The organism is Nocardioides sp. Z43_10 (assembly GCF_059766615.1).
Genome location: NZ_JCBAJY010000002.1, coordinates 29720 through 49569 on the forward strand (window position 1 = coordinate 29720; position 19850 = coordinate 49569).

The 19850-nt window shown below is 72.7% G+C and carries 20 protein-coding genes; 8 read left to right on the forward strand and 12 right to left on the reverse strand.

Going from position 1 to position 19850, the window contains the following annotated elements:
* Positions 1 to 32: 32 nt before the first annotated feature.
* The 4 genes from AC6EI4_RS03430 to AC6EI4_RS03445 all read left to right on the forward strand — a co-directional run bounded on the left by AC6EI4_RS03430 (position 33) and on the right by AC6EI4_RS03445 (position 3837).
* A complete protein-coding gene (locus tag AC6EI4_RS03430) occupies positions 33 to 2126 on the forward strand; it encodes a PAS domain-containing sensor histidine kinase (protein WP_498423435.1) in 2094 nt (697 codons plus the stop codon).
* Positions 2127 to 2237: 111 nt separating this feature from the next.
* Positions 2238 to 2744 carry a pyruvoyl-dependent arginine decarboxylase gene (locus AC6EI4_RS03435; RefSeq protein ID WP_498423436.1) on the forward strand — a complete coding sequence of 169 codons (507 nt, stop codon included), beginning with the start codon at positions 2238 to 2240 and terminating at the stop codon, positions 2742 to 2744.
* A gap of 2 nt (positions 2745 to 2746) precedes the next feature.
* Positions 2747 to 3361, forward strand: a complete 615-nt coding sequence (locus AC6EI4_RS03440; protein WP_498423437.1) for a hypothetical protein — start codon at positions 2747 to 2749, stop codon at positions 3359 to 3361.
* A gap of 92 nt (positions 3362 to 3453) precedes the next feature.
* Positions 3454 to 3837, forward strand: coding sequence for a response regulator (locus AC6EI4_RS03445; RefSeq protein ID WP_498423438.1), 384 nt, complete (start codon positions 3454 to 3456; stop codon positions 3835 to 3837).
* A 1-nt stretch (position 3838) separates the two neighbouring features.
* Here AC6EI4_RS03445 and AC6EI4_RS03450 read toward each other — a convergent pair whose 3' ends face one another.
* The 5 genes from AC6EI4_RS03450 to lpdA form a co-directional block, all read right to left on the reverse strand.
* Positions 3839 to 4570: a hypothetical protein gene (locus AC6EI4_RS03450; RefSeq protein WP_498423439.1), complete on the reverse strand. Its 732-nt coding sequence runs from the start codon at positions 4568 to 4570 to the stop codon at positions 3839 to 3841.
* Positions 4567 to 5082 carry a SigE family RNA polymerase sigma factor gene (locus AC6EI4_RS03455; RefSeq protein WP_498423440.1) on the reverse strand — a complete coding sequence of 172 codons (516 nt, stop codon included), beginning with the start codon at positions 5080 to 5082 and terminating at the stop codon, positions 4567 to 4569. The genes AC6EI4_RS03450 and AC6EI4_RS03455 overlap by 4 nt, the downstream gene beginning before the upstream one ends.
* An 86-nt stretch (positions 5083 to 5168) precedes the next feature.
* Positions 5169 to 6443, reverse strand: a complete 1275-nt coding sequence (locus tag AC6EI4_RS03460) for a SpoIID/LytB domain-containing protein (RefSeq protein ID WP_498450589.1) — start codon at positions 6441 to 6443, stop codon at positions 5169 to 5171.
* Positions 6444 to 6579: 136 nt separating this feature from the next.
* On the reverse strand, positions 6580 to 7971 hold the full coding sequence (locus AC6EI4_RS03465) for an NAD(P)H-quinone dehydrogenase (protein ID WP_498423443.1): 1392 nt from the start codon (positions 7969 to 7971) through the stop codon (positions 6580 to 6582).
* A gap of 56 nt (positions 7972 to 8027) precedes the next feature.
* Positions 8028 to 9425 (reverse strand): dihydrolipoyl dehydrogenase, encoded by a 1398-nt coding sequence (gene lpdA / locus AC6EI4_RS03470; protein ID WP_498423444.1) that lies wholly within the window; start codon positions 9423 to 9425, stop codon positions 8028 to 8030.
* Between the two features lie 87 nt (positions 9426 to 9512).
* Here lpdA and AC6EI4_RS03475 point away from each other — a divergent pair, with 87 nt between their 5' ends.
* Positions 9513 to 9965: a gamma-glutamylcyclotransferase family protein gene (locus AC6EI4_RS03475; protein ID WP_498423445.1), complete on the forward strand. Its 453-nt coding sequence runs from the start codon at positions 9513 to 9515 to the stop codon at positions 9963 to 9965.
* A gap of 405 nt (positions 9966 to 10370) precedes the next feature.
* Here AC6EI4_RS03475 and AC6EI4_RS03480 read toward each other — a convergent pair whose 3' ends face one another.
* Positions 10371 to 10748 (reverse strand): VOC family protein, encoded by a 378-nt coding sequence (locus AC6EI4_RS03480; RefSeq protein WP_498423446.1) that lies wholly within the window; start codon positions 10746 to 10748, stop codon positions 10371 to 10373.
* Positions 10749 to 10846: 98 nt separating this feature from the next.
* Between AC6EI4_RS03480 and AC6EI4_RS03485 the strand changes: the two genes are divergently transcribed.
* Both AC6EI4_RS03485 and AC6EI4_RS03490 read left to right on the forward strand, forming a co-directional pair.
* Positions 10847 to 11641, forward strand: coding sequence for a purine-nucleoside phosphorylase (locus AC6EI4_RS03485; protein WP_498423447.1), 795 nt, complete (start codon positions 10847 to 10849; stop codon positions 11639 to 11641).
* Positions 11642 to 11652: 11 nt separating this feature from the next.
* Positions 11653 to 12219: a TetR/AcrR family transcriptional regulator gene (locus AC6EI4_RS03490; protein WP_498423448.1), complete on the forward strand. Its 567-nt coding sequence runs from the start codon at positions 11653 to 11655 to the stop codon at positions 12217 to 12219.
* Between the two features lie 18 nt (positions 12220 to 12237).
* Here the strand turns inward: AC6EI4_RS03490 and AC6EI4_RS03495 are convergent, their stop codons facing one another.
* The 6 genes from AC6EI4_RS03495 to AC6EI4_RS03520 are packed head-to-tail and all read right to left on the reverse strand — an operon-like array spanning position 12238 to position 19012.
* A complete protein-coding gene (locus AC6EI4_RS03495) occupies positions 12238 to 13617 on the reverse strand; it encodes an HtaA domain-containing protein (protein WP_498450590.1) in 1380 nt (459 codons plus the stop codon).
* A gap of 39 nt (positions 13618 to 13656) precedes the next feature.
* On the reverse strand, positions 13657 to 14943 hold the full coding sequence (locus AC6EI4_RS03500) for a hypothetical protein (protein ID WP_498450591.1): 1287 nt from the start codon (positions 14941 to 14943) through the stop codon (positions 13657 to 13659).
* A complete protein-coding gene (locus AC6EI4_RS03505) occupies positions 14930 to 16042 on the reverse strand; it encodes a hypothetical protein (RefSeq protein WP_498450592.1) in 1113 nt (370 codons plus the stop codon). The genes AC6EI4_RS03500 and AC6EI4_RS03505 overlap by 14 nt, the downstream gene beginning before the upstream one ends.
* On the reverse strand, positions 16039 to 16851 hold the full coding sequence (locus AC6EI4_RS03510) for a heme ABC transporter ATP-binding protein (protein ID WP_498450593.1): 813 nt from the start codon (positions 16849 to 16851) through the stop codon (positions 16039 to 16041). The genes AC6EI4_RS03505 and AC6EI4_RS03510 overlap by 4 nt, the downstream gene beginning before the upstream one ends.
* Positions 16848 to 17888, reverse strand: a complete 1041-nt coding sequence (locus AC6EI4_RS03515; protein ID WP_498423454.1) for a FecCD family ABC transporter permease — start codon at positions 17886 to 17888, stop codon at positions 16848 to 16850. The genes AC6EI4_RS03510 and AC6EI4_RS03515 overlap by 4 nt, the downstream gene beginning before the upstream one ends.
* Positions 17885 to 19012, reverse strand: a complete 1128-nt coding sequence (locus AC6EI4_RS03520) for a heme/hemin ABC transporter substrate-binding protein (protein ID WP_498450594.1) — start codon at positions 19010 to 19012, stop codon at positions 17885 to 17887. The genes AC6EI4_RS03515 and AC6EI4_RS03520 overlap by 4 nt, the downstream gene beginning before the upstream one ends.
* A 176-nt stretch (positions 19013 to 19188) precedes the next feature.
* On the opposite strand from AC6EI4_RS03520, the gene AC6EI4_RS03525 reads away from it, so the two are divergent.
* On the forward strand, positions 19189 to 19845 hold the full coding sequence (locus AC6EI4_RS03525; RefSeq protein ID WP_498450595.1) for a biliverdin-producing heme oxygenase: 657 nt from the start codon (positions 19189 to 19191) through the stop codon (positions 19843 to 19845).
* The last annotated feature ends 5 nt before the right edge of the window (positions 19846 to 19850 follow it).

Below are 19850 nucleotides of genomic sequence, written 5' to 3' on the forward strand. Positions count from 1 at the left end.
CCAAGGGTCTCTGACTGGTAGCGTCCGGGTCCATGGGAATCATGCCGTCGCTGGACGTCCAGCGACGGCGGTTCCGGGTCGCGGCACCGGCCGCCCTGGGCCTGGCGCTGCTCTTCGCACTGCTGCTCCAGCCGAGCGCGCCGGAGGGGGTCCGCCAGGCGGCGAGCTCCGCCGGACTCGTGCTCGCCGGACTCGTCGGAGCCGCCAGCTGCACCTACCGCGCCACGATCACCCGGGGACGACGCCGGCTGGCCTGGTCGCTGATCACCAGCGCCGGCGTGGTCGCGGTGGCCGGCAACATCTGGGCCGCCGTGGTCGGCGCCGACCCGGTGGACGCGCCGAGCACGTTCAACGAGGCGGCCCTCGCGGCCGCCCTGCTGCTGTCGATCGTGGCCCTGCTGAACTTCCCCAGCGTGCGCCGCCGCGGCTTCGACCTGCTGATGGTCGCCCTGGACGGACTCGTCGCCGGGGCGGCGGTGCTCATCATCTCCTCCGTGCTGGTCTACACCCAGCTGCTCACCTCCCGCGCCGAGGGCCTGAGCACCTACCTGATCGCGATGGCGCTGCCGGGGCTCGACGTGGTGCTGGCCAGCGTGGCGGTGCTGCTGGTGCTGCGCAGCGTGGGCAGCGACCGCCCCGCGCTGTCCCTGGTGGCCGCCGGCTTCATCGCCTACGCCGGCGCCGACCTGACCTTCGCCGTACTCGCCGGGCGCGGCGACTTCGCGTTCGGCAGCCTGCTGGATCTCGGCTGGATCGTCGGCTACGGACTGATCGGGCTGTCCGCGTGGTACCCCAGCGACACCGCCGACGTGCCCTCGGGGAGCACCGCGGTCTCCGACACGGTCGGCACGGTCACGGTCTTCACCGTGATGCTGGCCGCGGCGATCGTCCAGGCGGTCTTCGGAACCGCCGAGCGCATGCACGCCATCCAGGCCTTCCTGTGGCTCGCCCTGCTGCTGCTGATCGGGGTCCGCCAGACCCTGCTCACCCGCGACAACGCCGCGCTGCGCCGCGGCCTGGAGCGGCGCGTCCGTGACCAGACCGCCCACCTGCGCCACCTGGCCCGGCAGAACGAGGTGCTGCTGACCTCCGTCGGGGACGGCATCTACGGCGTGGACCACGCCGGGCGGATCACGTTCGTCAACCCCTCCGGCGCCGCGGCCCTGGGCTATGCCCCCGACGAGCTGCAGGGGCTTCGTGCGCACGACGAGTTCCATGCCGCCCGCAGCGACGGGCAGCCCTACCCGTTGTCCGGGTGCTATGTCACCGAGGCGATCCGCGACGGGCTGGTCTCCAGTGCCGAGGAGGACGTCTACGTCCGCGCCGACGGCACCTCGTTCCCGGTCGAGATCACCGCCAGCCCGCTTCTCGACGAGGACGAGGTCCGTGGCGCGGTGGTCGTCTTCCGCGACATGACCCAGCGCCGCGAGGTCGACCGGATGAAGAACGAGTTCCTCTCGGTGGTCAGCCACGAGCTGCGCACGCCGCTGACCTCGATCCGGGGCTCGCTGGGCCTGCTCGCGAGCGGCCGTCTGGGCGAGCTGCCGGAGCGGGCGATGCCGATGGTCACCATCGCCCTGGACAGCAGCCAGCGGCTGATCCGGCTGATCAACGACATCCTCGACATCGAGCGTCTCGAGTCCGGCACCGGCTCGAAGAACCTCGCCCCGCTCACCGCGCGCGAGCTCGTCGAGGGCTCCGTGCTGGAGATGGAGGGCTTCGCCACGGCGCGCGGAGTCAAGCTCTCCCTCCAGGAGTCCTCGGGCGACGTGATGGCGGACAAGGATCGGATCGTGCAGACGATCACCAACCTGCTGGCCAACGCGATCAACTACTCCGACGAGGGCAGCACGGTCGAGGTCGGCGCCACCATCGACGGCGGCGAGGTGCTGTTCACCGTGCGTGACGAAGGCCGCGGCATCCCGGCGGACAAGGTCGAGAGCGTGTTCGGCCGCTTCGAGCAGGTCGACTCCTCCGACGCACGCCAGAAGGGCGGCACCGGTCTCGGCCTGGCGATCTGTCGCGGCATCGTCGAGAGCCACGGCGGCCGGATCTGGGCCGAGAGCGAGCTCGGCGTCGGGACCACCGTGCTGTTCACCCTCCCCCGAACCAGGGAGACCACCTGAGCCACCCACCCCGGATCGCGCTGCCGCGCGGCCCGCGGACCACACGCCTGGAACGACACTCCCCCGGAAGAGCACGGCCCGAACGCGGCCGGAACAACAGAAGGAACGACGTTGAACGCTGATCGACCCGCTGATCCCCACCAGGCCGCGAGCCTGGACATCACCATCCGCACCGGCGTCGGGAAGGCACGCACGCCGCTGGCCGCCTTCGACCAGGCGCTGCTGAGCGCCGGTGTCGCGAACTTCAACCTGATCACCCTGTCGTCGGTGATCCCCCCGGGCAGCACCATCCGCCACGACACCTCGACCCTCGCCGGCAACCACGGCGACCGCCTGTACTGCGTGCTGTCCGCGGCGCACGCCGGCCAGCCGGGCGAGAGCGCCTGGGCGGGCATCGGCTGGACGATCGACCCGGTGACCGGGGGTGGGCTCTTCGTCGAGCACCACGCCGGCAGCGAGGAGTCGCTCGCCGAGCAGATCGAGCTGAGCCTGGAGGCCATGGTGCGCAACCGGGGTGGCGGCTACGGCGAGGTGCACAAGGCGATGACCAGCGTGCACTACGAGGACCAGCCGGCGTGCGCCCTCGCGTTGGCCGCCTACCGAGTCGTGGGGTGGTGAGCATGACGAACGAGCAGCCCCGCCCCGACGCGGCCTCGCCCCAGCCGGCGCTGGTCATCACCTGCGAGACCGCCGTCAGCGACGAGACGGCCGCGGAGTTCTACCAGCTGTACCGCCAGACCTTCGGTGAGCTGGAGACCAAGGCCGCCGCACGCCAGATCCTGCACGAGCACGAGTTCCTCGAGGAGATGACGGACCCCCGGGTGGAGAAGTACGTCGCCTGGGACGGCGACCGGATCATCGGCATCTCCACCCTGACCCGCGACCTCGACACCGTCCCGTGGATCAGCGCGGCCTACTTCGCCCACCACTTCCCCGAGCAGTCGGCCCGAGGTGCGGTGTTCTACCTCGGCTTCACCCTGGTGCACGGTGACTACCGCCAGGGCCGGATCTTCGAGGCGATGATCACGAAGATGACCCGGGTAGTCGCCGAGGCGCGAGGCCTGTGCGCCTGGGACATCTGCGCCTTCAACGACGCCTGGGGCTTCGGCGACGCGATCGAGCAGATGCTGCAGCGCAACGCGGACGTCAGCGTCAAGCCGATCGATCGCCAGACCTACTACGCGGTCAGCTTCGCCGAGCCCGTCATCGGTCTCGAGTTGGAACCCGACGCCTGAGCTGCACCAGCGCGGGAGTACCCTCCGTCTCGGGAGAAGCGGAGCACGGGGGTTGCCGATTCTCGGAATCGCCAGCTCTTGGGAGGAACTCTGTGGCGAAGCCTACGGTGCTCGTCGTGGACGACGACGACTCGATCCGCGAGATCGCTCAGCTCGCGCTCGAGCTGGTCGGCGGCTGGCAGGTGATCACCGCCGACGGCGGGATGGCGTGCCTGGAGATGGCGGCCCAGCACCTGCCCGACGCCGTGCTGCTCGACGTGATGATGCCGGACATGGACGGGCTCACCACCTTCCGACGGCTCCAGGCCGACCAGGCGCTCCAGCACATCCCGGTGATCCTGGTGACCGCCAAGGTGCAGGTCGGCAGCCGCCAGATGTGGGACGGGCTGCCGGTCTCCGGCGTCATCGCCAAGCCGTTCGACCCGATGACCCTCGCCGCCGAGGTGAGCGGCCTGCTGGGCTGGGACCAGAGCTGACCTAGCGGAGGGCTCCGGTCACCGAGACGGGAGCACCGCTCGACTCGGCCCCCAACTGAAGGTCGAACGCCACCTCGATGTGGGGAGTCGTCCCGCACGAGGCCTCCAGGATCTCCAGCCTGCCGACGGTCCGGGCCTCGTTGCTGCTGGCTTCACCGATCACCCGGTCGCCTGCCGGGTCGACCATCGCGGCGAAGACCATCAGGAACTCCGGGATCGCGGCAGCACCGGGACCGTACTCGTCCAAGGGGAAGGCGAAGACCGAACCCGGCCTCAGCTTGTCGACCGCACCCTGGAACTGCAGGTACGACTCGCCCTGCGCACCGCTCGCCCTCGCGGTCAGCACCTCCACCTCTCGGCCCTCGAAGTCGACCGGGGCGCAGCTCACCGTCACCGGGCCGCCGAGCTCGTGGCGCCGGCCCGACGCCGCGGTCAGCACCAACGCTGCCGAGTCCCCCGTCACCTTGCCGCCCCGTTCGGCTGGGCCCACCTCCCTGGTCGGCTTGTTCGTGTCGCCCCACGGCAGCTGCTCGACCCCGATCACAGCCCCCGCCGCTGCGCACCCGACCGCCGCCACCCCCAGCGCGATCCGCGTGCGGACCCGCCTGCGTCGCCTCGAGGCGAGTCGGTCGCGGACCCCCGCCAGCATCACCGACGACGCGGAGGCCGGGTTCTGGCTCAACCGCTCGTACGCCTCGCGGATCAGCAGCTCGCCACGGTCTTCGGAGTTCATCCTGGGGTTCCTTTCGAGGCCGTCCAGCCGAGCGGCAGCCGCTGCCTGAGCCGGGCGACGCCTCGCGAGAGCTGGCTCTTGACCGTCCCCTCGGAGGACCCGATCCGGTCGGCGATCTGAGCCACCGAGAGGTCTTCGACATAACGCAGGGCCAGCACCGTGCGTTGCTGCGGTGAGAGCGCGCTGAGCCCCTCAACCAGCCACCCGTCCAGCTCGCTCTCAGGCACGGGGACCTCGACCACCTCGAAGGCTGTCCTGGAGATCTCCCTGCGCAGACGCCGGGCCCGATCGACGTTGAGTCGCGCCATGACCGTTCGGGCATAGGCCGGCGGGGAGTCGAACCGGGTCCGCTCCCAGCGCTCCGCCATCCGGGTCAGCGTCTCTTGGACCAGGTCCCAGGCATCGTGCGGGTTGCCGGTCATCGCCTGTGCCAGGGCCAGCAGGGAAGGGGTCTGCGAGAGAGCGAACTCCTCGAACTCCGCCCCGGCATCGGAGCGCCTACTTGCTCGCACGTCGTTCCCGTCCCCCTGGCTGCGCTGTCACGGATATGACGGCGGCGGCGCCGAGAACGTTGACGGCCGCGTCCGGGGAATCTCCCCTAGCGCGCGCGGACGGCGAAGTTGACCCAGGTCGAGCGCAGGCCCATCACCGAGCGGAACGTGTCTCCGGAGACCGACACGGTCCCCTTGCTGCCCGACAGGCGCATCCGCCACACCCGGCCGCCCCACTGCCCGTTGCCGTCGCGCTCGGTGACCACGATCGCGCGCAGGTCGCCCACGGCCGGCCAGCGAGCCTCGATGGTGGCGTCGGTGACGGTGGTCGACCACTGGTGCACGGGGTTGCCGGCCCAGCCGTCGTAGCTGTCCTCGCGCGCCGGCATGTAGGGCACCGAGCCGGCCGAGGTCCAGCCGCCGCTGCTCGACCCGAACTGGGTGAACGCGGGCTTCCCGCCGTAGGTCAGCACCTGTCCCCGGGTGGCCGTGATGGCCTCGTTGGAGCGCGGGTGCTCGGCGTCGAAGCCGCCGTACACCTGGCAGGAGGTGGTGTCGCAGATCTGGTAGTGGCGCGCCTTGGGGTGACTGCGCTCGTACGTCGCGTAGGTGCGCGCGGCCACGGCCTGGGCGCGCACGGCCGCGGGGCTCCAGCTCGCCGGCATCTCGAGCGGGACCACGCCCTTGAGGTAGTTGTCGAGGGTCACCACGTTGACCGTGTCCTTGGCGCGGGCCCCCGGGGTCGGGGAGGCCGCCCGCAGCCTGCCGCGGAAGCGCTGCACGCCCTGGGGGGTGACCAGCGAGATGGCGCCGCCCCCGGCGAAGAACTGGCCGTCGCCGCGCAGCACCTTCCACCGCTTCCACCCGCCGGAGCGGTACGAGACCACCGTGCGGCCGGCGGCGTCCACCGCGAGCCGCCAGCGCTTGGCGCCGTTGGCCGGCAGGGCCCACGTCGTCCGCGCGGCGAGATCTCGCACGGTGAGGCGGGTGCGCGCCAGCACCACCACGTCGTCGGAGGTGTCGTCGCCGATCATCACCGAGACCGTGCCCCCGGCGCTCCCCCACTGGGCACCCGGGTAGTAGTGGGAGATGATCTGGCGGTGGGTCAGGCCGGCCCGCGCGGCGCCCTCCGCGCCGTACTGCGACATGCCGTGCCCGTGGCCGTAGCCGCGGCCGCGGATCGTGATCGACGCGCTGCCCGGCACCGCCCAGCGCTGCTCGACCCGGGCCGCCGCGGCCCCCACGCCGCGGGCCGGAGCGGACGCCGCTTCCGGGCTGGACGTGGGCGCCTCGACGGCGGCCACGGGGGCGGAGAGGCCGGTGAGGGCCAGCACCAGGCTGGACACCATCAGGGCAGGAGCCGTACGGAGGGGCGGACGCATGGTGTGACTCCCGGGAGCGATGGGGCGGTAGCGAATGATGTGTCAGTAGTGATGGCACCACGTTCCGACACCGACGGGCAAACGGTTCCGTCGAACCACGCGCGTGTAGTTCTCCCGGGTGAGCGAGCCCGGTGGCTCAGACCCGGTGCAGGCGGCGCGCCGCCTCGGCCACGGACCCGCTCATCGAGGGGTACACCGTGAACGCGTGCGCCAGCTGGTCGGCGGTGATCGACTCGGCCACCGCCAGGGAGACCGGGTGGATCAGCTCCGAGGCGCGCGGCCCGACCACGACGCCACCGACCACGATCCCCGTGCCCGGCCGGCAGAAGAGCTTCACGAATCCGTCGCGGACGTTCTGCATCTTCGCCCGGGCGTTGCCGGCCAGCGGCAGCATCACCACCTCGGCCTGCATCTCCCCGGCGTCGACGGCCTTCTGCGAGATGCCGACGGTGGCGATCTCCGGGGCGGTGAAGACGTTGGAGGAGACCATGGCCAGGTCGAGCGGAGCGACCGCGTCGCCGAGGAAGTGGTACATCGCGATCCGGCCCTGCATCGCGGCCACCGAGGCCAGCATCAGCACCCCGGTGCAGTCGCCCGCGGCGTAGACGCCGCGCGCCGAGGTCCGCGAGACCCGGTCGACGTTGATGAACCCGCCGTCCTTGAGGATCACCCCGGCCTCTTCGAGGCCCAGGTCCGCGGTGTTGGGCACCGAGCCGAGCGCCAGCACGCAGTGGGATCCCTCCACGCTGCGCCCGTCGGTCAGGGTCACCGTCACGGTGTCCCCCTCGCGGGTCACCGACTCCATCCGCGAGCGGGAGAGCAGCTTCATCCCCCGCCGCTTGAGGACCTCCTCGAGCACGGTGGCCGCGTCGGCGTCCTCGCCGGGCAGCACCCGGTCGCGCGAGGACACCAGCGTGACGTCGATGCCGAGCGCCAGGTAGGCGGAGGCGAACTCGGCACCGGTGACCCCGGAGCCGACGACGATCAGCTTCTCGGGGACCTCGGTCATGTCGTAGACCTGCTCCCAGGTCAGGATCCGCTCGCCGTCCGGCTGGGCGGTCGGCAGGGTGCGAGGCGCGGCGCCGGTGGCGACCAGCACGGCCCCGGCGTCGAGCACCTCCTCGCCACCGTCGGGGAGGCTCGCGACGACGCGCTGCGGGCCGTCGAGCCGCCCGCGCCCGCGCAGCACGCGGACGCCGTCCCGCTCGAGGCGGCGCAGGATGTCGCTCGACTGGTCCGCCGCCAGCTGCTTGACCCGCTCGTTGACCCGGCCCAGGTCGACACGGATCGCGGCGGCCGCGTCGCCCTGGTGGTCCTCGAAGTTGACGCCGAGCTCGGCGGCGCCTGCGACGTCGGTCATCAGCTCCGCGGTGGCGATCAGCGTCTTGCTCGGGACGCAGTCGGTGAGCACCGCCGAGCCGCCGATCCCGTCGGAGTCGACGACGGTCACCTCCGCTCCCAGCTGGGCTGCGACGAGTGCCGACTCGTACCCTCCGGGGCCACCACCGATGATGACGACGCGATCCACCCTGTTCACCTGTTCCTGTTCTCCGGGCCGGCCGGCCCCATGCTCGCGCTTGCGGTTCAGAAGTTGATCATGTGCCCAGCGATACCCTCGACGGCCTCCTTGACCGCCTCCGACAGCGTCGGGTGGGCGAACACGTTGCGCGCCACCTCGTCGGCGGTCAGGTCCCACTTCTGCGCCAGGGTCAGCACCGGCAGCAGCTCGGTGGCGTCGGGGCCGATGATGTGCGCGCCGATGATCTCGTTGTGCTCGGCGTCGGCGATCACCTTGACGAAGCCGACCGGCTCGCCCAGGCCGGCGGCCTTGCCGTTGGCGCTGAAGGGGAACGTCGACGTCTTCACGTCGTAGCCCTTCTCCTTGGCCTGGGCCTCGGAGTAGCCGAACGAGCCGATCTGCGGCTGGCAGTACGTCGCGCGCGGCACCATGTCGAAGTCGACCGGCATGGTCTCGGCGCCGGCGATCGTCTCGGCCGCGACGATCCCCATCGCCTCGGCGACGTGGGCGAGCATCATCTTGCCGGTGACGTCGCCGATCGCGTAGACGCCCTCGACATTGGTGCGGCCGAACTCGTCGATCGCGATGGCGCCGCGCTCGGTGAGCTCCACGCCGATGTTCTCCAGGCCGTAGCCCTCGGTGCGCGGCGCGAAGCCGATCGCCTGCAGCACCTTGTCGGTCTCCAGCACCTGCTGGTCGCCGCCGTTCGCCGGGCTCACCGTGACCTTGACCTTGTCACCGGAGTCGTCGATGGACTCGACCTTCGTCGAGAGCATCACCTTCACGCCCAGCTTCTTGTAGTGCTTGGCGAGCTCCTTGGACACGTCGGCGTCCTCGGTGGGGACCATCCGGTCCAGGAACTCCACGATCGTCACGTCGACGCCGAAGTTCTTCATCACGTAGGCGAACTCGACACCGATGGCGCCGGAGCCGGCGATCACGATCGAGCCGGGCAGCTCGGCGTCGAGGATCTGCTCCTCGTAGGTGACCACACGCTCGCTCAGCGACGTGCCCGGGATCAGCCGGGTGGTCGCGCCGGGGGCCAGGATCAGGTTGTCGCAGGTGTAGGAGGTGACGTTGCCGTCGCCGTCCTTGACGTCGATCGCCTTCGGGCCGGTCAGCGTCCCCCACCCGTTGATCTCGGTGATCTTGTTCTTCTTCATCAGGAAGTGGACGCCCTTGACGATGCCGGCCGAGACCTGGCGGCTGCGCTTGTGCGTCGGACCGAAGGACATCGTGGCGTCGCCCTCGATGCCGTACTTGGCCTTCTCATGGGTGAGGGTGTGCGCGAGCTCGGCGTTCTTGAGCAGCGCCTTGGAGGGGATGCAGCCGACGTTGAGGCAGACACCTCCCCAGTACTTGTCCTCCACCACTGCGACGGAGAGCCCGAGCTGGGCCGCACGGATCGCCGCCACGTATCCACCGGGGCCGGCACCAAGGACGAGAACGTTGAAGTGGGTCACGAGGCCAAGCCTAGGCTGTCGCTCCCGCCGCGCCCCAGTGGGCACCGGTGACGAGGGCTGGGGCCCGGAGCCGATAACGTGCCGCTTGTGACGCTCTACGCCGCCTACGGGTCGAACATGGACCCTGCCCGGATGAGCGAGCGCTGCCCCCACTCCCCGCTGCAGACCACCGGCTGGCTCCAGGGCTGGCGGCTGACCTTCGGCGGCGAGGAGCACGGCTGGGACGGCGCGCTCGCCACGATCGTCGAGGACCCCATCGAGCAGGTGTTCGTGGCGATCTACGACATCACCCCCGAGGACATGGCCGCCCTGGACGGCTGGGAGTCGGCCGACACCGGCCTGTTCCGCAAGACCAAGGTCCGGGTGGCCACGCTCACCGGCGATCTCGTCGTGTGGGCCTACGTCCTCGACGCCTACGAGGGCGGCCTGCCCTCCGCGTCGTACCTCGGGGTGCTCGCCGACGCTGCCGAGGCCGCCGACGCCCCGGCCGACTACGTCGCGGCCCTGCGCCGGCGCCCCTGCCGCTCGACCGGCCTCTAACCCGACGCCGAACCCCGCCCCCGCGCCCCTTACCCGCGGGTAACTGGAGGAACGCACGCACCAGGTGCACGGGATCCTCCAGTTACCCGCGAGTCACGCCTCATCTGCTCGCGCGCTGGGGCGCCCAGCCGCTTGGGTGCGGGGCCACGCCCATCCGCCTGCGCGCGAGTCACGCCCCTCCGGGCCATCGCGGCCAGGCGTACGTCGAGCCCCGGCGTGCGCCGTACGCCCCGCATCCCGCCGGCACACCCCGTCACGCCAAGCCCCGCGCACCTACCCTCAGGTAACTGGAGGATCGCACGCACCAGGTGCACGGGATCCTCCAGTTACCCGCGAGTCACGCCCATCGGGGCGGGCTGGCCGCGGCGTACGGCGCCCGCGCCGCAGGCGGCTCAGAAGGGGCGGTCAGTCGCCTTCGGACGCCGTGTGACAGACCGCCTCGACGTTGTTGCCGTCCGGGTCTCGCACGAACGCCCCGTAGTAGTGCTCGTGGTATTCCGGCCACAGCCGAGGCTCGTGCAGCGACTCCATGCCGGCCTCGACGGCGGCGGCGTGGAAGGCGCGGACCTGGGCGGCGTCGGTGGCCGTGAAGGCGACGTGCACCTCCCGGTTGGGGCCGGTCTCGGGCATCGCGCCCAGCCAGAACGCCGGCTGGTCGGTGCCGTAGCCGACCGCCACGTCGTAGTCCATCAGCCGGGTGTGCCCCAGGACGCCGAGGACCTTGTCGTAGAACGTCTTCGCCGCCTCGAGGTCGGCGCAGTTGATGCCGAAGTGGTCGATCATGGGACCAGCCTGGCGCGGTACGCGCGCACCCGCCAGGGGTGAGGACCTTGGTCCCGGGGATTCCCGGGGCCCGGCCCCCTCGGGTCTAGAGTTCGCCCGTGACCGAGAACCAGGAACTGGCCCGCCAGGCAGCAGCAGCACTCGCCGAGATCACCGGCGTCGAGAAGCACGACGTCGCGCTCGTGATGGGCTCCGGCTGGCTGCCCGCCGTCGACGCGCTCGGCGAGGCGACCGCGGAGATCCCCGTGACCGACCTGCCCGGCTTCGCGCCCCCGGCCGTCCAGGGCCACGCCGGCACGATCCGCTCGGTCCGCGCCGGGGACCGCAACCTGCTGGTCTTCCTGGGCCGCACCCACTTCTACGAGGGCCGCGGCGTGTCCGCGGTCGTGCACGGCGTGCGCACCGCCGCGGCGGCCGGCTGCCGCGCCGTCGTGCTCACCAACGGCTGCGGGGGCCTCAAGGACACCTGGGAGCCCGGCACCCCGGTGCTGATCAGCGACCACATCAACCTGACCGCCACCTCGCCCATCGAGGGCGCCAACTTCGTGGACCTGACCGACCTCTACTCCCGCCGGCTGCGCGAGCTGTGCCGCGAGCTCGACCCGAGCCTGGACGAGGGCGTCTACGTCCAGCTGCCCGGCCCGCACTACGAGACCCCCGCCGAGATCGGGATGATCCGCGCCATCGGCGGCGACCTGGTCGGGATGAGCACGACGCTGGAGGCGATCGCCTCCCGTGAGGCCGGCATGGAGATCCTGGGCATCAGCCTGGTCACCAACCTGGCCGCGGGCATCACCGGCGAGCCGCTGAACCACGCGGAGGTCCTCGAGGCCGGCCGCGCCGCGGCGTCGCGGATGGGCGAGCTGCTCGGCAAGATCGTCCCCCGCATCTAGCCCGACGCCCCGTGCCCAAGATCTCCGGCGCCACGCTCGCCCTCCACCGCGAGCAGGTGCGTCAGCACGTCTTCGACGCGTTCGCCGCGCTGATGGCCGAGCACAGCTTCGACGCGATCTCGATGGCCCAGCTCGCCGCCCGCGCCGGGCTGGGCCGCACCGCGATCTACCACCACTTCCCCGACAAGGAGGCGGTGGTGGTGGCCTACGCCTCCCACGAGACCGACCGCTACGTCGCGGAGCTGCGCCGGCTGCTGGCCGAAGCCGACGACCCGGTCGCCCAGCTGAGGGTCTACCTGCACCACCAGCTGCGCGCCGGCGAGCGGTTCCACATGGGCCTGGGCGTGCAGCTGGTCGGCATGCTCGGCCCCGGGGCGCGGCTGGCGATCCGCGAGCACGTGGTGGCCGTGGAGGACGTGCTCCGCGCGATCATCGCCGCCGGCGCCGCCGGCGGCGACTTCGTGGTGGACGACGTCGAGGCCACGATGTCGCTGATCCACGCGTGCCTCAGCCCGCGACACCTGCCGGCGGACGCGATCGAGCGCTTCGTCCTGCGTGGGCTGGGTGTCGCGGGCTGAGGATGGCCGAGTCGCCGGCTACTTCCTGATCCGCACGCGCACCGTCTTCGTGGTGGCGGTGTAGGCGGTGTCGCCGAGGTACCTCACCTTCAGGTTGCGCCAGCCGCAGGCGCCGCGCGGGACGGTCACGGTGACCTTCCCGGCCCGGTTGAGCCGGAGCACCCCGAGGCCCTTGACGACCTTCTTCTGGCGCAACAGCTGGACCCGCACCTTGCCGGTGGCCGCGCCACTGCGACCGGTGACCGAGATCGTGGCCCTGCCTGCCGCGCGGGTCGTCACCTGCTTGCGCATCCTCACGCTCACCACCGGCTTCACCCGGACCGCGGGCGCCTGCAGCGCGGACCAGTCGACCTGGACCGGGGTGATCGTGTCCTGGCCGGTGTTCGAGTGGGTGTGCGCCTGCCAGGTGTGCACCACGTAGCGGGTGCCGGGCTTCAGCCGCTCGGTCGGCGCGACCAGCGACATGGCGAAGTCACCGCCGGAGAAGCGGCTGGCCCGCACCCAGTCCACGCTCACGAACGCGGCCATCCCGTTCTCCCGGTCGGAGTAGTCGATCACCGCGTCCGCCGGCGCCAGGCCGACATAGACCCCGTCGTCACCGGGGTTGGTCCGCGGGTTGAAGCCGGAGCCGCGGACCGCGACGGTGAGCCCGTCCGCGTACGACGCCTCGGTCACGGTGGCGGTGACGCTCGGCACGGACCGGGCGGTGAGCAGCCCCGGGCTCTTCTTCGGGTCCGCGGTCGCCCCGCTGGCGTGGAAGTGGGCCCGCACGCCGGCCGTGAGCTGGGCGAGGAAGTCGGGGTGGAAGCTCTTGCCGTCGACCGGCTGGCCCTCCTTCAGGCCCAGCGTCGTCGCCGGCTGCGAGCCCGCCGGGAGCACGCCGGCCCAGTCGGGCGTCGCGCTGACGCCGGCGGCCGTGATCGCCGCGTCGGCGAACTCGGTCACCGTCACCCGCTTCGGCTCGGTGCCGCCGGCGGGGTTGCCCATCGCTGCCGCGTTGGCGGCGGAGACGACGGCGGTGACCGCTCCGTCGCCGTCCGGCTCGACGGTGACCTCGGGGTCGGCGATCGTGACCGCGTAGTACTCGGTCGTGCCCATCGCGAACGCGCCGCGCACGCTGCCGTCGTAGGAGTAGGTGACGTCACCGTTCATGGCCACCGAGGTCGACTCGCCGGGGAACGAGAACGCGCCCGTCTCGCTGTCGAACCCGGCGCCGTCGGAAAGCACGCGGGTGGAGAGGTGGTCGACGAACTGCTGGGAGATCGACCAGGTCAGCGACGCGGGCGCGGCCTCGGCGGCGTGGGCCGTCGGCACGGCCGCGACCGTGACGGAGGCGGCCAGCGCGGTGGCGAGCCCGGCGGCCGTGAGCCGCGCCCGCGAGCGGGTGGAGGGGGGCATGGAGGTTCCTTTCGTGGGTGACGCCGCAGGGCCGGAGCCCTAGGAGCCGGTGGGTGGGGAGGGGACGCGCGACGAGGGTCGGTGAGGCACCCGCAGCAGCAGCGCAGCGGCCACGAGCAGCAGCCCGGCGAGCCACCACAGTCCGTGGTTGCTCGGGCCGGCGGCAGATCGGGGCGGGTCCGCCGCCGCCGCGGCGAGCGCGACGTTCGTGGGCGCCTGCCGGATCCCCGGCTCGGCTGCGCCGGTCGGCATCGCTCCGGTCGCCGCCGGCGCACCGGCGGGCGACCGCGGCGCGTGGGCGGAGGGTGGCGGCGCGGGACTCGCGGGGACGGGAGGGTCGGTCGGCGCGGGGTTCACCTCGTTGGTGACGTCGGGCTCCGGGTCGGCGCCGCCGGTCGGTGACGGGGCCGCCACCTCCGTCGCCGACCAGCTCACGCTCAGCGGCAGCGCGGCCTTGGTCTCGTCCGAGCGCAGGCCGGTGGAGTACCAGAACTGGTCGATGCCGAGCTCGCGCAGGTAGCCCACGAACGATGCCGGGAACGCGCCGGCGTGCTCGCCGGCGAGGTCCTGGGGCTCGCTGCCCTGGGCGCGGACGCCGAGGTAGGCCGGCTGCGCGGTGAAGCCCAGCTCCTCCAGGGAGACCGCCGGGAGGTCGGCGAGGGTGACCCGCCGCGGGGTCGTGGGCACCCAGCTGCCGGTGTCGTCGCGATCGGCCGCGAACCCGCCGAGCACCGCGGTGACGCTCCCCCGCCCCTCGGCCACCTCCAGGCGTGGGTCGCTCACCGTGAAGATCGAGTTCCCGGCGTAGTAGACGACGGTGAAGGTGCCCTGCCAGGCGATGCTGGCGGTGCCGGCGGCGACGTCGACGGTGCCGGTGCCCGAGCGGATCGCGACCGTGTGCTCGCTGAAGGGGCCGTAGACCCCGATCGGCGCACCGGCGGGCGAGGTGCTCAGCCCCGACCAGGTGGCGCGTCGCCAGCCGGACCCGTTGCGCTTCTCGACGGTGACCGCGCCGGCGGCCGCGCGCCACTGCGACTGCTTCAGTACCGCTCCCCCACGGCCCGGGTCGGCGACCCCGGCGGCCAGGAAGTTGATCGCCGCGGGGTTGTGGGACCGGGCGTTGCTCTGGTTGCTCAGGCCCCAGCGGAACACCGCCGCGTCCACCTCGACGGCGGTGGTGGGCTCGCCCGTCGCGCTCGGCGCCGGGCTCGCGCTGGGGCTCGCGCTGGGATTCGCGGCGTGGCTCGCGGCGCCCGGAGCGAGGGCGAAGCCGAGGCAGACCAGCGCGAGCGCCAGCAGCGGCGCGGTGAGCTCACGGCGTGGCATGACGCCTCCTGACCAGCCGCGCGAGGGAGACGCCCCCGGAGACCAGGAAGAGCCCGGCCGCGACGCCCGCGAAGACCTTCGGCGCGGTGTCGTCCTGCGCGGCGACCGACGTGAGGGGCGCTGCGGCGTCGCCGGCCGAGGCAGGCGCATCGTCCGTGGCGGCGGGGGCGACCGCGAAGCGCACCGCGGGCGCCCGGGCGACCCCGAAGAGCCGGAGCTCGTGGGTGCCCGCGCCGAGGTCGGCGGGCAGGGAGACCACGCCGGCCAGCTGGCCGGTGTCGCCGACCACGAACGGGCCGCTCGCGGCCAGCCCGTCGTCGAGGACCACCGAGACCTGCTCACCGGGGACCAGCCTGCTCGCGCTGAAGGCCAGCACGTGCCCGGCGCGGGCCGACTCGCGGTCGATGCTCAGCTGCGGTCGGCCCCGCCCGGCCGCCCGGGCGCCCCGGGCGGCACCGGCGGTACGGGCGGCGCCGGCCGCCGCGCCGTCCCCGGCCGGCTCACCTGCCGCCGGCGTCCCGCTCGCGGGCCGCTCCCCCTCGCCGTGCAGGTCCTTGACCGCGACCGGCGTGAAGGTCTCGTTGGTGGCGTTCTTGATGCCGTGCGCCCCCACGGTGATCACCCCGCAGGTCACCTCGCGGCAGTCGACGGTGCGGGCCTTCCCGTTGCGCCCGACCGCCTCGAAGACCGGTCCGGGCACGACCAGCTCGGCCGAGAAGTCGCCGGCGTCGCTCATGGTGCCGCCGTTGGCGGAGCCGGCGGTGTCGGACCCGGGGAAGGCCACGAAGCGCTGGAAGCCCTGGTTGGCCTTCGCCTCGCCGTCGGGCACGTAGAGGTAGTCCTCGCCCGAGACGCCCCCCTGGCTGGGTCGCCAGCCGCTGCCGACGGTGCCGAACCAGACGTAGACGCCGCCGTGCCCGCCGCGCACCGACTGGAAGCCGCGCCCGCGCACCGTCAGCGTCGTGGAGTACGACGCGTCGATCGCCGCGCCGGCGCCGGAGGCGTCGACGCTCACCCGGGCGGCGGCCTGGGCCGGCGCCGGCGCCAGCCCCAGCGCGGCCAGCGCCACCAGGGCCGGGAGGAGGAAGCGGGCTCTCATGGGCACTCCTGAGGGATCGGGACCCGGGGACTGCGCACCGGGACGACGAGCAGCTGGTGACCGTGCGCGACGACGTCGACCCGGTACTGGTAGACCTCGCTGAGCAGGTCCGCGGTGAGCACGTCGCCCGGCGGACCGCACGCGCGGACCCGACCCTCGGCCAGCACGCACACGCGGTCGGCGTAGGCGGCGGCGAGCGAGAGGTCGTGCAGCACGACGACCACCGCGGCGCCCGCGTGGGCGCTGGCGCGGGCGACCTCGAGCAGCTGCTCCTGGTGCCGGATGTCGAGGGAGGCCGTGGGCTCGTCGAGGAGCATCACCGGCGCCTCCTGGGCCAACAGCCGGGCGAAGGAGGTCCGGGCCTGCTCGCCCCCCGAGAGGGTGGGGAACAGCCGGTCGGCGAGATGGGTGACGTCGCCGGAGTCCATCGCGGCCGCGACGACCGCCTCGTCGTCGTCGGCCCGCGCGGTGCGGTGCCAGGGCGTGCGTCCCATCTGCACCACCTCGTGCGCCCGGAAGCCGAACGAGAGCCCCTGCTTCTGCAGTAGCACCGCCCGCTCCCGGGCCAGCGCGCGGGCGCCGAGGCTGCGCAGGGGGACCCCGGCGAGCTCGACGCGGCCCCGGGTGGGGACGGTGTCCCCCGCGAGCACCGAGAGCAGCGTCGACTTGCCGGCGCCGTTGGGACCGACCAGGGCGAGCAGCTCGCCCTGGTGCACGTCCAGCTCCACGTCGCGCAGGATCGGTGCGCCGCCGAGCACCACGCCCACCTCCAGCGCGCGCAGGACGGTCCCGGCGGGCCGGCGGCTCACGCCCAGCCCCCCGCCGTACGACGGGCCCGGCGCAGCAGCCAGAAGAAGAACGGGCCCCCGACCAGCGAGGTCAGCATCCCGATCGGGAGGTCGGCGTAGGCGATGGCGGTGCGCGCCCAGAGGTCGGCGAGCACCAGCAGGACCGCTCCCCCCAGCGCGCTGGCCGGGATCAGCAGCCGGTGGCCGGGGCCGACGACCATCCGGACCAGGTGCGGCACGACGAGCCCGACGAACGCGATGACGCCGCAGAAGGCCACCGCACCGGCGGTCAGCACCGCGACCACCACGATGCTCATCAGGCGCAGCCGCTCCACGTCGACGCCGACGTGCCGCGCGGCGCGGTCGCCCAGGGCGAGCAGGTCCAGGCGGCGCGCCAGCACCAGCGCACCGGCCAGTCCGACCAGGGTGAGCGGGAGCGTCACCATCACGTGCTCGCCGCGCGAGCCGTTCAGGCTGCCCAGCTGCCAGAAGACGATCTCCTCGCGGGCCTGGGTGTCGCCGAGGAACATCAGGAAGGCCAGCGCGGCGCCGGTCATCGCGTTGATCGCGATCCCGGTCAGCACCAGCGTGACCACCTCGGTGCGCCCGGCGTCGCGCGAGAGGACGTAGACCAGCAGGGTGGTGACCAGTCCGCCGACGAAGGCGGCCAGCGCCACCGTCCAGGAGCCGGCGAAGGCCAGGTCGAAGACGATCACGCAGGCCGCGGCCACCGCGGCGCCGGAGGAGACGCCCACCACGCCCGGCTCGGCCAGGGGGTTGCCGAAGACCCCCTGCATCACCGCGCCGGCGGTGGCGAGCGCGGCCCCGGCGAGCACGGCCATCGCGACGCGCGGGAAGCGCACCTGCCACAGCGTGCTGTCGCCCTGGGGGTGGCTGGGCATCGGGCCGAGGTCGAGGCCGAGCCGGTGCAGCACCGAGCCGAGCACCTCGCTGGCCGGGATCGCCAGCTGCCCGTTGCCCGCCGAGGCCAGCACGGCGAGGAGCAGACCGCCCACCAGCAGCGCGTAGAGACCGGTCCGGGTCGCCAGCACGCTCACGACAGCGCGGCCGGGGCGTGCAGCGCGACGGCCAGCGCGTTCAGCACCTCGGCGGTGCGCGGGCCGTAGCCGAGGACCAGGGAGTCCTCCATGTCCACGAAGCGCTCGTTGCGCCCGGCCGGCGTCTGGGCGAGAGCCGGGAGACGCTCGAGCAGGCCGTCGACGCCGTCGGCGGACTCCAGCCCGTGGCTCATCATCACGATCACCTCGGGCTGCGCCGCGATGAGCCCCTCGTCGGTGACCGGCTTCATGCCCGACCAGCCGATCTCCTCGGCCACGTCGTAGGCGCCGACGGCGTCGAAGAGGGAGTCGGCCGCCGACCCGGTGCCGAACATGTAGTAGACGCCGGCGTTGCCACGCACGTAGAGGAAGACCGCGCGGAGCCGGTCGGTCTCCTCGGCGGGAGCGACCTCCTCGATCTGGGCCACCACCTCGTCGACCGCGTCCGAGGTCCGCTCCACGAGGCGCCGCCCGGCCGCCGGCACGCCCATCGCCTCGGCGGTCTGCTCGATCAGCGAGCCGACGTTGTCCAGGGACCGCTCGCCCTCGACCACGACCACCGGGATCCCGGCGTCGCGCATCTGCAGCACGACGTCCCAGGGGCCCAGCGAGGTGTCGGTGATGATCAGGGTGGGGTCCAGCGCGAGGATCGCCTCGGCGTTCAGGTCGTGCCCACCCTGCGTGACCAGCGGCAGGTCGGCTGCCTCGGGGAACTGGGTGGAGACGTCGCGACCCACCAGGCGATCGCCCATCCCCAGCTCGAACACCGTGCGCGCCAGGGTGCCGTGGACGTCCAGGGCCAGCACCCGCGACGTGTCGCGCACCGTCACCCGCGTGCCTTGGGCGTCGGTGAGCGTCACCGGCAGCTGCGGCGCGGCGCCCGCGACGGGGTCGACCGGGGTTTGGGCGACGCCGGCGGTGACGGCGCCCTGCCAGTCGCGGGGGTCGGTGAGCGGCTCGACCGAGGACAGCTCGGGCGCGGCCGTCGCGGCAGTCTGCGCGGACCCCTGCGCAGGGGCGGAGCCGGTGTCGAGGCCACAGCCGGTGCCGAGCAGCAGAGTGCTCGCCAGCACGGCGAGCAGCGCCCGCCCACGCGGGGACCGGACGCGGGAGAGGGACGGCACTGACTTGCTCCTCGCAGACGGATGAGACGACCGAGACCCAGGGGGTCGAATTAGGTTAACCTAACATTACTTAGGTGAGCCTTCCCTAATGTCCAGACATTTGCTGACGCTATGTCAATATCCACCGGGTGTCGTGTCACCATGAACGCCCACCGACCCCTGCCCGGGAGCCGCGCATGAACGTCCTCGACCCCGTCGTCCCCCTCTCCGTCGCCATGCGCGAGGGCTCCCAGGCCCAGCACACGGCCGCGGAGAGCGCGTCGTTCACCTCCGAGCTGTTGGAGGGGCGAATCAACGAGCGGGGCTACGCCGACTACCTGCTGCGCCTCGCGCAGGTCTACGACTCCCTCGAGTCCACCGGCCGGGCGCTCGCCGGCGACCCGGTCGCCGCCGCGGTGCTCGACGCCGACCTGGACCGCACCGCCGCGATCCGGGCCGACCTCGAGTACTGGCTGCCGGCCGCCGGGGGCACCGCAACCGACGGCCCGGCCGCCGCGGCGTACGCCGAGCGGGTGCGGGCCTCGGCGTCCTCGCCGCTGCGCTTCGTGGCCCACCACTACACCCGCTACCTCGGCGACCTCTCCGGCGGACAGGTGATCGGCCGCGTCCTGGACCGGGCGTTCGGCCTGCAGGGGCGCGGCGTGGCGTTCTACGAGTTCGCCGCCATCGCCAAGCCGAAGCCCTACAAGGACGGCTACCGCGCGCGCCTCGACGCCCTCGCCCTCAGCGCCGAGGAGCGCCAGGTGGTCGTCGACGAGGTGAAGGTAGCCTTCCGCCTCAACCAGGACCTCTTCGAGGAGCTGGGCCGCAACATGGACGCCTACCGCCGCTGACCCAG